Raw genomic sequence first — 12,713 nt, 5'->3', positions numbered from 1 at the left:
ATGACTGAAGCATCGTCATCGGCACAAGCGGCCACGGTCCTCAGATTGCGCTGGTCCCTCAGCAGCATGCGCCGCAAGGTGTGGCTCGTTTCTGGTCTGGTGGTTCTGATCAGCCTGTTGGGCCTGGTGCTCAGCTGGTTGGATCCTGCGATTCGTGCTCCCCTCCGTCCCGGCCTGGATTTCACCGGTGGCACGCAGATTCAACTGGAGCGTCGCTGTGATGACGCCTGCGCCGAGCTCAAGGCGATTCAGGTTTCGGATGTGATCCGCAGCCTGGAGCTGCCCCAGGAGGAGGGTCAACCTCTCCCCAACCTGGGCGCTCCCCGGGTTCAGCTTCTGGATGGCGGTCAGTCGTTGTTGCTGCGCCTGCCAACCTTGTCGGCTGCCCAGGGCCAAGTGGTGATTCAGGCGGTTGAACCCGTTGCAGGGCCATTCCTCTCCGGTGGTCAATCGCTCGACACGATCGGGCCGAGCCTGGGCGAACAATTGCTGCGCAGCAGTCTGATTTCTCTGTTGGTGGCCTTCAGCGGTATTGCGGCCTACATCAGCTTCCGCTACGACCGCCGCTACGCGTTTCTCGCTCTGGTGGCGCTGGCCCATGACGTGGCGATCGTCTGTGGAGTTTTTGCCTGGCTCGGGGTTGTGCTCCAGCTGGAGGTGGACAGCCTCTTTGCGGTTTCATTGCTGACCATTGCTGGTTATTCGGTCAACGACACGGTGGTGGTCTTTGATCGCATCCGTGAACGCAGCAAGGATGCTGCCGACCTGCCGCTTTCAGTGCAGGTGGATCAAGCGGTGTCCGCCACCCTGACCCGCACGCTCTACACCAGCGGAACCACCCTGCTGCCTCTCTTGGCGCTCGTGTTTTTCGGTGGAGCAACGCTGTATTGGTTTGCCATCGCCCTCGCCCTCGGGGTTGTTGTTGGTTCCTGGTCGAGCATCGCCCTGGCGCCCTCGTTGCTCACGCTGTGGGACCGCTCCCGTGACTAAATCCAGCGGTAATTCAGAGCGGAGACGCCGTGCTGCTTCGGCCCGTTGGTTTCCAATTCTGTTGATCCTGCTGGCTCTGGCTGATCTGCGCACCGAAGTTCTGCTGCTCAGTGATCAGTTCACAATCACAGGGCTTGGTTATGCCATTCGGCATCATCAGCTTGCTGTCGTGGTCTTGCTGGGTTCCGGCTCTCTCTGGCGTCGTTTCGGTTAGCGCTTGGGGCCGTTGCCGAATTCCCTCCAGATCGAATCCCAGGTGCGTTGTTTCACCTCGGCGTTCCACTGCCCCTGGCTGTGGGTTGAGGCCCACCACGATTCGAACAGATCGTGTGCTTCCTCTTGCAGCAAATCGGGGTCAAGGTTCTCGCGAACCAGCTCCATCACGGCCTGCCTCAGTTCCTCGTAACGGGAGAAATTGAAGATGACGTCCAAGCCCGCTCGTCTCACGACCTCTTGGACACACTATTGGATTGAAGAGCGCCAAGCTGGCTTCTTTGGTATCGGGGTGAACGTCATGGCTTGTAAAGGCTGAGTTACGACTCAATTGGTTGCTCAGGTTCCATGGAGTTGAATCCTGGTCTCAGCGAGGTGGTCTTCGGCTTGCGTGCTGAGGTTGAGGCTCTGAAGACGCGCTTGAACAAGATTGAGCGTGGCCAGGAGGTCGCGGTTTCTGCGGCCTATTGGCAAGCGGTTGAGCGGGAGCGTGATTCGAGAGAAAAAAAGCGGCGTCATCTGCTCTGATCTGGTCGAAAAAAATGGGACCCTCTCCCAAGAGTCCCAAGGCTCGACGCGTCGTTCTCACGACTCCGCAAAAATACGCATGCAGGTCGGGTCTCAGATGTGACCCTTACTACCGGATGTTCGTGCGGATACAGGCCTCATGGCTGGATTCACGCCCAGCGGTCCATGATCTGCTGCACCACCACCCGCTGCATCAACACCTGAAGCACCACCACCAAAGGAAGGGCCAGCAGCACGCCCGGAAGCCCGAGTAGAGCACCAAGGCTGAGCTGAGCCGTTAAGGCCACCGTTGGCAGCAGATTCACGGTTTTGCGCAGCAGCAATGGTGTGAGCAGGAATGCCTCCAGGTTCTGCAGCACCAGCCGGAACACCAGCACCGACAGCATCAATTGCGGCGACTGCAGCAGGGCCAATCCCGTGGGCAGCAGCGTTGCCGCCGTGGGCCCGATGGTCGGCACGAACGTGAGCAGCCCACACACCAGGGCGCTCAACAGGGCCAGGGGTGATTTCAGCAGCAACAGGCCGCCCCAGGTGAGCAGAAAAACGGTGGTGGCGGAGAGGGTCATGCCACTGAGCCAACCCCCCAACGCTTGCCTGCACTCGTCGAGCAGGTGCTCCATCCGCTCCCGGGCGGGTCGGGGCGTCATGGCCACCACCATGCGCCTGTGGGCGCTTGGATCCAAGGCCAGCAGGATCGCGAGCAGCACCATCAAGAACAGTTGAATCAGCGAGTTCGCTGCACCTCCTGCGAACCCCAGCAAGGGCTGAAGTCCTTTCAGATTGAGGCCCTCCCCCAAAGCGTCATTCAGCTGCGCCAGGCGTGGCTCACTGCTCAGCAGGTCGGACACCTTGCTGACCAACTGCGGCAGATCCCGTCCCAGTTGTTGAAACTGGCTGATCAGTTCCGGCACCAGCAGTTGCCCCAGAAGCCCCCCTGCCAAGATCAAAATCCCCAGCACGGCCGCCAGGGCCTGGGGGCGCTCCAGTGGGGTTCGCTTCTGAACCTGAACAAGCAGCACATCCAGGGCTACGGCCACCACCACGGCGCCAAAGAGCACCAGCAGCACCCAACGCAGGTGCCAGAGCAATAGCACCAGCACCACCAAGGTGAGTGCAATGAGAAACGTGCCGGCGGTCATCGAACCGGCTCCAGGCGTTTCCAGCGATCCAACACATCGTGGATCACGACTTCACGGATGATCACCTGCAGCACCACCGCCAAAGGCAGCGCCATCAGCAGGCCGAGGGGGCCAAACAGGAGTGTGAACAGGAACTGAGCCGCCAGAGTCAATCCGGGCAGCAGCTTCACCTGGTGGTGCATCACCGATGGTGTGATCACGTAACTCTCGATGTTCTGGATCACCACGTAGGCACCCAGCACCGCAGCGGCCTTCCAGGGGGCATCCAACAGAGCCACCGCCATCGGGAAGATCGTGCTCATGGTTGGCCCCACATTGGGGATCACGTTCAACAGCCCTGCAAGAAGTGCATTGGCCAGAACGAGCTTCACGCCCAACAGCGTTAACGCAATGCTGCAAAGCACAAACACGGCCAGGGAGCTGATCAGCACACCCACCATCCAGCTGCTCAAGGCAGCACCGCACTGATCCAGGATGCGACGCCCCCGGCGTCGGTAGAAGGAGGGAATCAACTGCAGGCCAACATTCCGATAGGCCTGAGGCTGAATGCTGATCATCAGAGCCACCGCCACCACAAACAACAGCCGCAGGACGCCGTTGCCGAGGTTGCCCGCCAAACCAAGCAGACCCAGCAAGCCACTGCCCACACCAGCGGCGAGGGATGAACTGTCGGGCACAAGTTGGCGAGGACCGTTCAGGCCCAGTTGATCCAGGTCGGGGAATGCATCGGCCCCATAAATGGCCTCACTGATGCTGTCGATCCAACCGAGTCCCAGCCGCACCAGGGTCTGACCCGCTTCGGGCAGCTTCTGCAACAGCAGTGCGAATTCCTCGAGAAACGGGGGGACAACAACACCAGCCGCACCGGCGGCCAACAACAACAACCCAACGATGCAGAGCAGCAGGGCCAGGGGCCTTTGCATCGGCCGCCGCTCGCGAAGAATGCCCACCAAGGTGCACAGCGCCATGGCCAAAACCACTGCTGCAAAGATCAGCAGCAGCAGCTCACGCAGCGACCACAGCAGAACGATGGCTGCAATGAAGGCTGTCAGTAACAGCCACTGGGGCAGTCTCAAGCTTGTTGGTCGTCGGCCCCTTCAGTCTGATTGGAATCCTGGCTTTGTGAATAACCCAAGCCATTGGCATCGGCGTAGCGCTGGGCGAAGCGCATGAACCGCTCGAAGTCCTGCTCGGACTTCCATGAGTAAACGGCTTCAAGGGCACTGGCTGTGCCGTTCACGAATTTGCCATTCACTTCGCGGGTGACCATTTCGCCTTCTTCATCCACCATCCACATTCCGGTGATGTCACCCATGGTTTCGGGAGCAATCGCAGCAGGCTGCTCGAAACGGAAGGTGGCTTGACCGGTGCGGCCGTCGCGGCTGCGGGTCAGACGGATGTCGGGCACCACCGGCTCGTTGACTCCCCGAAAGAACTGAATCGCCGCTTTGCTCATGCCGTTCTCGAACCGTCGATGGGGGCGATCTTAATGGGGGATTTCAACAAACCCCCCGTCGATCAAGGTCTCGGCGGCTTGATCAGCGCTGCGCCCTGAGAGATCGATCGTGTCGCGTTTGGGCGATCGCGCCAGTTCATGGTCGTAACAGCGGTCGTAGTAATCGAGCGTGGCGCGGCAGGCGGTGGCCCAGTCTTCCCTGGCAATCGCTTCGAGGGCTTCCTTGGTGCGCTGGGGCCCCAGGCGACGGCTGATCCGTTCGGTCGCCTCAGCCAGAGCGGCTCCCCCCTGGTGGCCGTACACCTGCACCAATTGGTTCACCCGTTCCCTGAGGTCGCGCTGAATCTCCAGCACAGGGGCCTCTTGCATCTGATCGAAAAGGGCCTTGGGAATGCGGCAGCGGCCCACCTGGATGCTTTCCGCTTCCAACCAGATGGCTGTGGCCCCACGGCGTTGGTGTTGATCCAGGGCTTCAGCCAATTGGTTTTCGTAGTGCTCGGTGCTGGGTTGATCCGGCAGACCCAGACCGCCGAAACTGCTGCCGCGGTGGTTGGCCAGCCCTTCCAGATCAACCACGGCTGCACCGCGCGCGGCCATGGCCAACAGCAGATCGGTTTTCCCTGTTCCAGTGCGGCCTCCCATCACGCGAAGGGGCCAGATCTGCTCAAAGCGGCTCTGGGCCCAGCGCCGATAGCTCTTGTAGCCCCCCTGAAGGAGCCTTGGCTTGAGATCGATCTGCTGGGCAAGCCAGGCCACGCTGGCCGACCGCATTCCGCCACGCCAGCAGTAGATCCTTGGTTCCCCCTGCTGCCGCAGGTTGTCCAATTGGCGGGCCAGGTTGCTGAGCTTGGGGCCGGTGAGTTCAAGCCCCAGGTGAATCGCTGGTGTGCGTCCCTGCTGCTTGTAAGTGGTGCCCACTGCGGCGCGCTCCTCATCGTTAAACAGCGGCACGTTGATGGCCCCGGGCCAGTGGCCTTTCTCGAATTCGCCGGGGCTGCGCACGTCCACCAAGGGGCCCTTCAGCTCGCGCAGCTGCTGGATTTCGATTGAACATGTCTCGCCCATGCCTGACATAGTGGGCCAACACCGAGCCAGTTGGGGCCGGTTGCGACTCATGCTCTCCGGTTCCACACCCGCCACCAAACTCAGCGTTGATCAGCTGCTGGATCGTTTCGCGAAGGGAACACCTCGCCAGCGACGTCCGCTGATCAAGCAGATCGAAACCCGCGCCGACGAGTTGGCTGCGGTGGGCCCAGACCTTCTTTCTGGCTTTGACCCCGCCGGTGATGACTGGGCTGCAGGTTGGATCTTGCAGGTGTTGCAGCGCCACCATCCCGATGCAGTCACCGCTCTCATCCCGTCGTCCGATCGAGGCTGGTTGACCACTGATTCCGGGGTTGGCCTGGATTACGGACCGCTGCAGCAGGAGCTGCTCGATCAGAACTTTGAAGAGGCGGATCGCATCACCAGCCAGTGCCTGCGTGAATTGGCCGGTGATGCCGCCGTGAAACGGGGCTACGTCTACTTCACAGAAGTCGCGCCGATGTCAGGGGTTGATCTAGTCAGTCTTGATCGCCTCTGGACGGTCTATTCCCAAGGTCGCTTCGGCTTCACAGCCCAGTCCCAGCTGCTGTCAGCCCTCGATGGGCGTTACGAACGCCTTTGGCCCCGGATTGGCTGGAAATGTGATGGCGTCTGGACGCGTTATCCCGGTGCCTTCACCTGGTCGATCGAGGCTCCAGAGGGGCACATGCCGTTGATCAATCAGCTCCGTGGCGTTCGCCTGATGGATTCCCTCTTGAATCATCCGTCACTTGTGGCCCGCAGATCCTGACGGGGCTTCCCATCAACGGTAAGTTCGAAACACCGACGTCAACGGGCCCCACTGTGCCGTCCAAGAGGTTTCGCTGGGCTGAGTTCACCTTGCCGTCGACCCTGCAGCTGGCTCCTCTCCTGGAGCTGCTGACCGAGCCCGTCGGTTGTGTTCTTACCAGTCAGCGGATTGAGCTGGGGTTGCATGAAGCTCTGGTCAATGCCGTTCGCCATGGCAACGCCGAGAACCCCGCCAAGAAGCTCCGAGTTCGCCGCATCCTCACTCCCAATTGGTTGGTCTGGCAGGTTCAGGATGAGGGTTGCGGCCTCCCACAACAGTCCCGCACAGCAACCCTGCCGCCCGCCCTCGATGCTCCCAGCGGCCGTGGGTTGTTCCTGATCCATCAATGTTTTGATGATGTGCGCTGGAGCCGCCGGGGGAATCGTCTGCAGCTGGCCTGCCGTCGGCCCGTCAGTGACGCGGACAGCCCGGATCTTTCAGCTCTCCTTTGAACCACCCGAGCGCCTGCTGGGTCAGATTCTCCACGTCGGCGCTGTCCCCGTGGCGGAGCAGTTTCACCATCGCTGCAGCCAGTAACTCGGCTCCACGCCGCTGTCGGTTGCTCTTCAGCTGATGCCAGTCGCGATCGCCGATGCGGAGCAACTGGTGCAGTTCTTCCGCCTTGGCTGTGGCGGAGTCGGGCCATGGGGCGTCGGGTGAAGTCATCCCTGAATCAGCAGATCGATCTAGTTTCGGGTGATGTGGGTGCAACGGCGTGGAACAGCGCAAAGGCCAACGACGCGTTCATGAACTGCGTTGGTTGCACCATGCTTCACGGCTGGTGTTGCAAGGGCAATGTCAGGCCCATGCCCGGTCGGGTGTTGCGGCGCGGCGATGGGTGCAGCGCCGCAAACTTGCTGCGAATCTGATCACCCACCGGTCTGTGGACTGGGCCTTCTCCCCCGTGTCTGGGGAGCGCTTGTGGAGAGCCTTACGCTTCGGTGGAGCAGGCTTTGCTGTGGCCTGGCTGCTGGCACAGCTGTAAAGGCACCAGGAGATCAGCCCACCAGTTGGCGATGGGCCTAGCCAACCACCACCAGAGATTTGGAAGCCAGTGCATCCTCCTTCGTGGGTGAGACCCCCGTGGCCTGCGCCATGTCCTGACCGCGAAGCCAGGCGTTGTGCAGAGCTCGTCTGCGTCGATCTTCAGACAACACCAAACGATCGGCTGCAGCCTGAGGACTTTCCCCCGGCATCACGGCCGTGCGCAGGCAGATACCGAAACCATGGGCTTCGACCTGCACATGGCCTTCCATCAGCACCACCTGGAATGTCCAGCCCTGAAGCCAACGCAGCCGGAAGGGATTGCTCATGAAGTTCCCTTCGGGATTGAGCACACCCTATGGCTCGCAGCCGTTCGTGCAAGGGACGCTGTCAGGGAATCCCCTCAGCTGGCCTCTGCGATGGGTTTGCGTGCCGACCAGACCCGCGTCATGAAGTGGGTTTCCGCGGTGATGCCTTCGAACCCTGCAGCTGAGAGGCGGGCGTCAATGTCGTCGCCGATGTAATCGCGGTAGTAAGGCTCATGGAAGACGCGCCTGAAGTTCTCCATCACGGAGGCGAACTTGGCTGAATCAGCCATCTGCACAGAGTCGGCAAGCACGAACACACCGCCGGGTTCAAGCACCCGCCAGGCCTCGTTCAGCACGTTTTGGCGGGCATCCGCAGGAAGTTCGTGCAGCAGGAACACACTGGTGACGGCCTGAACCGATCCATCGGCCAAGGGCAGTGATTCCCCGTTGGCACGGATCAGCTGAACCAGCGATGCATCGCCGTCATTCAGCCAGCGGTTGGCTTGACGCAGGTACGACTCGGAGAGATCGGTTCCGATCAGCTGCGCGTGAGGGACGGCGGCGCGGATCTGCTGCAGAGTCCGGCCGGTGCCGGTGGCCACATCGAGAATTTTGAGGGAACCCGGAGCACGGTCTGCGAAGTGCTTCAAGCCGCGTTTCAGCGGAGCCAAAACCCTGCGTCGCATGGCATCGGCGGTGCCATTGAAAAGGATTTCCACCTGCAGGTCGTAAAGACCAGCCGAGTGGTCACTCAGGTAGCCGTCGGTTTGATGGTGAAAGTTCTGGAGGTAGTACTCGGGGTAGAGGGTTTCCTCGGTCTCCTTGGGTAGGTCCCGCACATTGCGCTCCCGGCGTCGATCCCAGGTGGAGGGAAGATCCAGCCAAACCTGCGGGTAGCGGCTGACCCAGTCGAGCCAGGGTGCATCGAACAGCAACTGCTCGGGGTAAATCCCCTGTTCGGCGTCCTGCCAGTCCTGTTCTTGGAGCTTGTTCATATCGAGCCGGAGCTCTCCAAGAACTTCGGCGGACACGGGCTCGGTTTTCGGCACCGCATCGGGGGCCAACAGCTCCATCAGCTTGGTGCTCAGCTCCTTGTGGGCCAGGCCCGCGATGCTTTTGCCTTGCTGAAGCGTTTGGTACGCAAGCTTGCTCAGGGGCGTTGACGCCATCTCAGATTCAGACAACAGAACCATTCCAACGAATGAGGCGCGCAATCGCGTGGCCAGCAGTCCACAAAAAAACCCGCCTCCTTGGAGGCGGGTCGTGGGATGCATGGGCGCTGATCAAGCGTCGTAGTACATGGTGAATTCGTGGGGGTGCGGCCGCTGGCGCAGCTGCTGAACCTCCTCGTACTTGAGGTCGATCCAGTTGTCGATGAAGTCGTCGCTGAACACACCGCCAGCGGTGAGGAAGCCGCGGTCGGCATTCAACGCTTCCAGGGCACCGTTGAGGGATGCGGGAACCGTTGCGATCTTGGACAGCTCCTCAGCTGCCAGTTCGAACAGGTCACGATCTTCGCCATCGCCGGGATCGATCTGGTTCTTGATGCCGTCCAGGCCGGCCATCATCATGGCGCTGAAGGCCAGATAAGGGTTGGCGAGGGCATCGCCGGAACGGAACTCGAGGCGCTTGGCCTTCGGGCTCGGGCCGGTGAGCGGGATCCGCACGGCGGCAGAGCGGTTGCCCTCGGAGTAGACGAGGTTCACCGGGGCTTCGAAACCGGGCACCAGACGCTTGTAGCTGTTGGTGGTGGGGTTGGTGAAAGCCAGGAAGGCGGGGGCGTGCTTGAGGATGCCGCCGATGTACCAGCGGGCCGTCTGCGAGAGGTTGGCGTAGGTGCCTTCGCCGAAGAACAGGGGCTGACCGCCCTTCCAGAGGCTCTGGTGCACGTGCATGCCGGAGCCGTTGTCGTTGAAGACCGGCTTGGGCATGAAGGTGGCCGTCTTGCCGTACTTCTTGGCCACGTTGCGCACGACGTACTTGTACGTCATCACGTTGTCGGCGGCCTGGATTAGCTCAGCAAATTTCATGCCGAGTTCGTGCTGGCCCGCGCCGGCCACCTCGTGGTGGTGCTTCTCGGTGGGAATGCCCAGCTGACCCATCAGCAGGAGCATCTCGGAGCGGATGTCCTGGGCGGTGTCGTTGGGAGCGACAGGGAAGTAGCCCTCCTTCTCCTGGATCTTGTAGGCGAGGTTGCCGCCTTCTTCGATCCGTCCGGTGTTCCAGCCCGCTTCGATCGTGTCGACGCTGTAGAAGGAACCGCCTTCGGCCGAGTTGTAGCGGACGTCGTCGAAGAGGAAGAACTCCGGCTCAGGACCGAAGAAGGCCATGTCGGCCAGGCCGGTGCTGGCCAGGTGATTCAGTGCCCGCTGAGCCAGGGCACGGGGGCAGCGCTCGTAGGGCTTGCCGGTGCGCGGCTCCTGAATCGAGCAAATCATGCTCAGGGTTTTGTGCCTGTAGAAGGGATCAACCCAGGCGGTGTTGGCGTCCGGCACCATGGCCATGTCGGAGGCCTGGATGCCTTTCCAGCCGCGGATGGATGAGCCGTCAAAAGCCAGGCCCTCCGTGAAGGACTCTTCCTCCAGCAGATCGGTGCAGACCGTGAGGTGCTGCCACTTGCCGTGCAGATCGGTGAATTTGAGGTCGATCAGTTCGATGCCTTCGTCCTTGATCTGGCGCAGGACGTCCTGGGGGGATTTCGACATAAGAAAGGACTGCTCGACTGAATTGTGCAGTGATGTGACCGTAAACAGCCACAAGACACCATTTTGTATCAAGAGGTACGTTTTAACCGCCAGAAGGCGACTGCGTAACCGTTTCTGTCAACTTGGCTGAAATGCAGGCATGCCAAAGGATCTGCCCCCCTCAACGGTGTTAGCTTCCGCTGGGGATCCTCTGGAGATTCAGGGACATGCGCGATGCAATCAGCGGTCTGATCGGTCGTTATGACCAGCTGGGTCGCTATTTCGACCGCCCGGCGATCGACAGCATCAATGTGTATCTGGATGAATCCGCGCTGCGGATTCAGGCCGTAGAGCTGATCAACGGATCCTCGGCTGAGATTGTGCGTGAGGCCAGCCAGCGCCTGTTCCGGGATGAACCCGACCTGTTGCTGCCTGGCGGCAACGCCTACACCACCCGTCGGCTCGCCGCCTGCCTGCGGGATATGGACTATTTCCTGCGTTACGCCAGCTACGCCCTGGTGGCAGGTGACTCAACGATCCTCAATGAGCGTGTGCTGAACGGACTCGACGACACCTACAAGAGTCTCGGCGTTCCCACCGGCCCAACGGTCCGCAGCATCGTTCTGCTGGGAGAGGTTGTTTCCGAGATGCTTCTGGCCAACGGTGCTGCATCCGATCAGCTCGCCACCGTTCTTCAGCCGTTTGATCACCTGGCCAAGGGCCTGGGTGAAACCAATGTGCGCCAGCGCTGATCCAGCACGCTCCACGCAAGATCTGAACAGGTTGCAATCAAGCCTCCTTCACCCCTTCCAAGGGGCGTGACTGCGTAGGCTCAACACTCGAACCAATGAATAGGGCTTTGGCGACGACGAACTCACTCCTCTCTGTTGACGATCGTCACCGCAAAGCCTTTGCACCGATCGGCACACCCGACCGCCTCCTGCTTGGACCAGGCCCCTCCAACGCCCATCCAACAGTTCTGAAGGCTCTGTCGCGAACCCCGATTGGTCACCTTGATCCTCTCTATGTGGATCTGATGGGCGAAGTGCAGGAACTGCTGCGTTACGCCTGGCAAACGGATAACCGCCTCACGCTTCCGATGAGCGGCACCGGCAGTGCTGCCATGGAGGCAACCATCGCCAACACCGTTGAGCCTGGAGACACCGTTCTGGTGGCGGTGAAGGGATATTTCGGCCTGCGACTGGCTGACATGGCCGGCCGCTATCGCGCTGAGGTGAAGACCATTGAAAAGCCCTGGGGTGAGTGGTTTTCCCTCGATGAGCTGGAAGCTGCCCTGATTGAGCACAAGCCCGTCATCCTGGCGATGGTCCATGCCGAAACCTCAACGGGTGTCTGCCAACCCATGGAGGGCATCGGCGACCTCTGCCGGAAGCATGATTGCCTTCTGCTGCTCGACACCGTCACCTCTCTGGGGGGCGTTCCGCTCTACATCGATGAGTGGAAAGTCGATCTCGCCTATAGCTGCAGCCAGAAGGGCCTGAGCTGCCCTCCCGGTCTCGGACCCTTCACCATGGGCCCCCGTGCTGAGGCCAAGATGACAGCCCGTCAGGGCAAGGTGCCCAACTGGTATCTGGACGTTTCCTTGTTGAACCAGTACTGGGGCAGCGACCGCGTCTATCACCACACCGCGCCGGTCAACATGAATTTCGGCATGCGTGAGGCCCTGCGTCTCCTTGCTGAAGAAGGTCTCGATCAGGCCTGGGCACGCCATCGCAGCAATGCGGAGATGCTTTGGAACGGGCTGGAAAGTCTCGGCCTTTCGATGCATGTGCCGGCCGAGCGCCGACTGCCCACCCTCACCACAGTTCGCATCCCTGAAGGTGTGGATGGCAAGGCCTTCAGTCAGCACCTGCTCAACAACCACGGCATTGAAGTTGGTGGTGGACTCGGCAGCCTGGCCGGCAAAATCTGGCGCATCGGCCTGATGGGGTACAACTCCACCCCTGAAAACGTGAACCGTCTGCTCAACCTGTTTGAGACAGAGCTGCCTCGCTTCAGCGGTTCCGTCGCCGCCGCCGCCTGAACCAGCGTTCCAGCTGCTCCCTCGCCTCGGGTTCGCGCACGCCCTGAATCACGTTCATGTGGTGATGGGCACTGGCATGGCTGGAGAGGTCAAGGCTTCCCCCCAGGCCACCGCGCTTGGGATCTGACGCCGCAAAAATCACAGTTCCCATGCGGGCCTGCACCAAGGCCCCCGCACACATGGGGCAGGGTTCGAGGGTCACGATCAGGGTGCAGTTGTTGAATCTCCAGTCGTTCTGAACGATCGCTGCCTGTTGCAAGGCCACCAGTTCGGCATGCCCAAGGGGATCCCTGTCGTTCTGGCGCCGGTTCCGCCCATGGCCGATGGCTCGGCCCTGTCCATCCAGGATCACTGCGGCCACCGGAACTTCTCCTTCCGCTCCAGCCTCCTCCGCGCGCTGGAGCAGAACATCCATCCAGCGAGTGAACTCATCCCGCTGATCCACTGCTGTTCCACGTTGTCCTTTGAGCACCATCCCACGAGACGCGAAGATC

Annotated in this window: 18 protein-coding genes; 8 read left to right on the top strand and 10 right to left on the bottom strand. The window is 61.0% G+C overall.

The window, feature by feature from the left end; genetic code table 11:
* Both secF and DXY04_RS11315 read left to right on the top strand, forming a co-directional pair.
* Complete coding sequence (gene secF, locus DXY04_RS11320; RefSeq protein ID WP_115162131.1) at nucleotides 1–990, top strand: protein translocase subunit SecF; 990 nt, start codon at nucleotides 1–3, stop codon at nucleotides 988–990.
* Nucleotides 983–1,204 carry a hypothetical protein gene (locus DXY04_RS11315; RefSeq protein WP_115162130.1) on the top strand — a complete coding sequence of 74 codons (222 nt, stop codon included), beginning with the start codon at nucleotides 983–985 and terminating at the stop codon, nucleotides 1,202–1,204. Before secF ends, DXY04_RS11315 begins: the two co-directional genes overlap by 8 nt.
* Here DXY04_RS11315 and DXY04_RS11310 read toward each other — a convergent pair.
* Nucleotides 1,201–1,422 (bottom strand): hypothetical protein, encoded by a 222-nt coding sequence (locus tag DXY04_RS11310; protein ID WP_115162129.1) that lies wholly within the window; start codon nucleotides 1,420–1,422, stop codon nucleotides 1,201–1,203. The two genes, DXY04_RS11315 and DXY04_RS11310, sit on opposite strands and share 4 nt — an antisense overlap.
* A gap of 129 nt (nucleotides 1,423–1,551) precedes the next feature.
* On the opposite strand from DXY04_RS11310, the gene DXY04_RS11305 reads away from it, so the two are divergent.
* The gene (locus tag DXY04_RS11305) at nucleotides 1,552–1,731 is read left to right on the top strand and encodes a hypothetical protein (protein ID WP_115162128.1); all 180 of its coding nucleotides are present in this window, start codon (nucleotides 1,552–1,554) and stop codon (nucleotides 1,729–1,731) included.
* Nucleotides 1,732–1,880: 149 nt separating this feature from the next.
* Here the strand turns inward: DXY04_RS11305 and DXY04_RS11300 are convergent, their stop codons facing one another.
* From DXY04_RS11300 to mnmH, 4 genes are read right to left on the bottom strand one after another with little or no spacing between them, the layout of a single operon-like run.
* Nucleotides 1,881–2,870, bottom strand: coding sequence for an AI-2E family transporter (locus DXY04_RS11300; RefSeq protein ID WP_115162127.1), 990 nt, complete (start codon nucleotides 2,868–2,870; stop codon nucleotides 1,881–1,883).
* Nucleotides 2,867–3,946: an AI-2E family transporter gene (locus tag DXY04_RS11295; protein WP_115162126.1), complete on the bottom strand. Its 1,080-nt coding sequence runs from the start codon at nucleotides 3,944–3,946 to the stop codon at nucleotides 2,867–2,869. Before DXY04_RS11295 ends, DXY04_RS11300 begins: the two co-directional genes overlap by 4 nt.
* Complete coding sequence (gene psb28, locus DXY04_RS11290) at nucleotides 3,943–4,326, bottom strand: photosystem II reaction center protein Psb28 (RefSeq protein WP_025362320.1); 384 nt, start codon at nucleotides 4,324–4,326, stop codon at nucleotides 3,943–3,945. The genes DXY04_RS11295 and psb28 overlap by 4 nt, the downstream gene beginning before the upstream one ends.
* A 30-nt stretch (nucleotides 4,327–4,356) precedes the next feature.
* On the bottom strand, nucleotides 4,357–5,400 hold the full coding sequence (mnmH, locus tag DXY04_RS11285; protein WP_115162125.1) for a tRNA 2-selenouridine(34) synthase MnmH: 1,044 nt from the start codon (nucleotides 5,398–5,400) through the stop codon (nucleotides 4,357–4,359).
* A gap of 40 nt (nucleotides 5,401–5,440) precedes the next feature.
* Here mnmH and DXY04_RS11280 point away from each other — a divergent pair, with 40 nt between their 5' ends.
* Nucleotides 5,441–6,160: a GUN4 domain-containing protein gene (locus DXY04_RS11280; protein ID WP_115162252.1), complete on the top strand. Its 720-nt coding sequence runs from the start codon at nucleotides 5,441–5,443 to the stop codon at nucleotides 6,158–6,160.
* A gap of 53 nt (nucleotides 6,161–6,213) precedes the next feature.
* The gene (locus tag DXY04_RS11275) at nucleotides 6,214–6,651 is read left to right on the top strand and encodes an ATP-binding protein (RefSeq protein ID WP_115162124.1); all 438 of its coding nucleotides are present in this window, start codon (nucleotides 6,214–6,216) and stop codon (nucleotides 6,649–6,651) included.
* On the opposite strand, the gene DXY04_RS11270 is transcribed toward DXY04_RS11275, so the two are convergent.
* Nucleotides 6,611–6,865, bottom strand: coding sequence for a DUF6439 family protein (locus tag DXY04_RS11270; RefSeq protein WP_115162123.1), 255 nt, complete (start codon nucleotides 6,863–6,865; stop codon nucleotides 6,611–6,613). The genes DXY04_RS11275 and DXY04_RS11270 overlap by 41 nt on opposite strands.
* A 49-nt stretch (nucleotides 6,866–6,914) precedes the next feature.
* Here DXY04_RS11270 and DXY04_RS11265 point away from each other — a divergent pair, with 49 nt between their 5' ends.
* Nucleotides 6,915–7,184, top strand: a complete 270-nt coding sequence (locus tag DXY04_RS11265) for a hypothetical protein (RefSeq protein WP_115162122.1) — start codon at nucleotides 6,915–6,917, stop codon at nucleotides 7,182–7,184.
* Nucleotides 7,185–7,221: 37 nt separating this feature from the next.
* Here DXY04_RS11265 and DXY04_RS11260 read toward each other — a convergent pair whose 3' ends face one another.
* The 3 genes from DXY04_RS11260 to glnA all read right to left on the bottom strand — a co-directional run bounded on the left by DXY04_RS11260 (nucleotide 7,222) and on the right by glnA (nucleotide 10,196).
* Nucleotides 7,222–7,512: a copper-binding protein gene (locus DXY04_RS11260; protein WP_115162121.1), complete on the bottom strand. Its 291-nt coding sequence runs from the start codon at nucleotides 7,510–7,512 to the stop codon at nucleotides 7,222–7,224.
* Between the two features lie 74 nt (nucleotides 7,513–7,586).
* Complete coding sequence (locus DXY04_RS11255; RefSeq protein ID WP_115162251.1) at nucleotides 7,587–8,660, bottom strand: class I SAM-dependent methyltransferase; 1,074 nt, start codon at nucleotides 8,658–8,660, stop codon at nucleotides 7,587–7,589.
* A 114-nt stretch (nucleotides 8,661–8,774) separates the two neighbouring features.
* Nucleotides 8,775–10,196 carry a type I glutamate--ammonia ligase gene (gene glnA / locus DXY04_RS11250; protein WP_115162120.1) on the bottom strand — a complete coding sequence of 474 codons (1,422 nt, stop codon included), beginning with the start codon at nucleotides 10,194–10,196 and terminating at the stop codon, nucleotides 8,775–8,777.
* A gap of 206 nt (nucleotides 10,197–10,402) precedes the next feature.
* Between glnA and DXY04_RS11245 the strand changes: the two genes are divergently transcribed.
* Both DXY04_RS11245 and DXY04_RS11240 read left to right on the top strand, forming a co-directional pair.
* Nucleotides 10,403–10,927 (top strand): allophycocyanin subunit beta, encoded by a 525-nt coding sequence (locus tag DXY04_RS11245; protein ID WP_115008950.1) that lies wholly within the window; start codon nucleotides 10,403–10,405, stop codon nucleotides 10,925–10,927.
* A gap of 95 nt (nucleotides 10,928–11,022) precedes the next feature.
* A complete protein-coding gene (locus DXY04_RS11240) occupies nucleotides 11,023–12,219 on the top strand; it encodes an alanine--glyoxylate aminotransferase family protein (RefSeq protein ID WP_115132544.1) in 1,197 nt (398 codons plus the stop codon).
* On the opposite strand, the gene DXY04_RS11235 is transcribed toward DXY04_RS11240, so the two are convergent.
* The gene (locus tag DXY04_RS11235) at nucleotides 12,191–12,694 is read right to left on the bottom strand and encodes a nucleoside deaminase (RefSeq protein ID WP_115162119.1); all 504 of its coding nucleotides are present in this window, start codon (nucleotides 12,692–12,694) and stop codon (nucleotides 12,191–12,193) included. The genes DXY04_RS11240 and DXY04_RS11235 overlap by 29 nt on opposite strands.
* Nucleotides 12,695–12,713 lie beyond the last annotated feature (19 nt).

It is taken from the genome of Synechococcus sp. UW86 (assembly GCF_900474085.1).
Classification (GTDB): Bacteria; Cyanobacteriota; Cyanobacteriia; order PCC-6307; family Cyanobiaceae; genus Parasynechococcus.
Note: the sequence above shows the minus strand (reverse complement) of the source record. Positions and strands in the feature narration are given on the sequence as shown.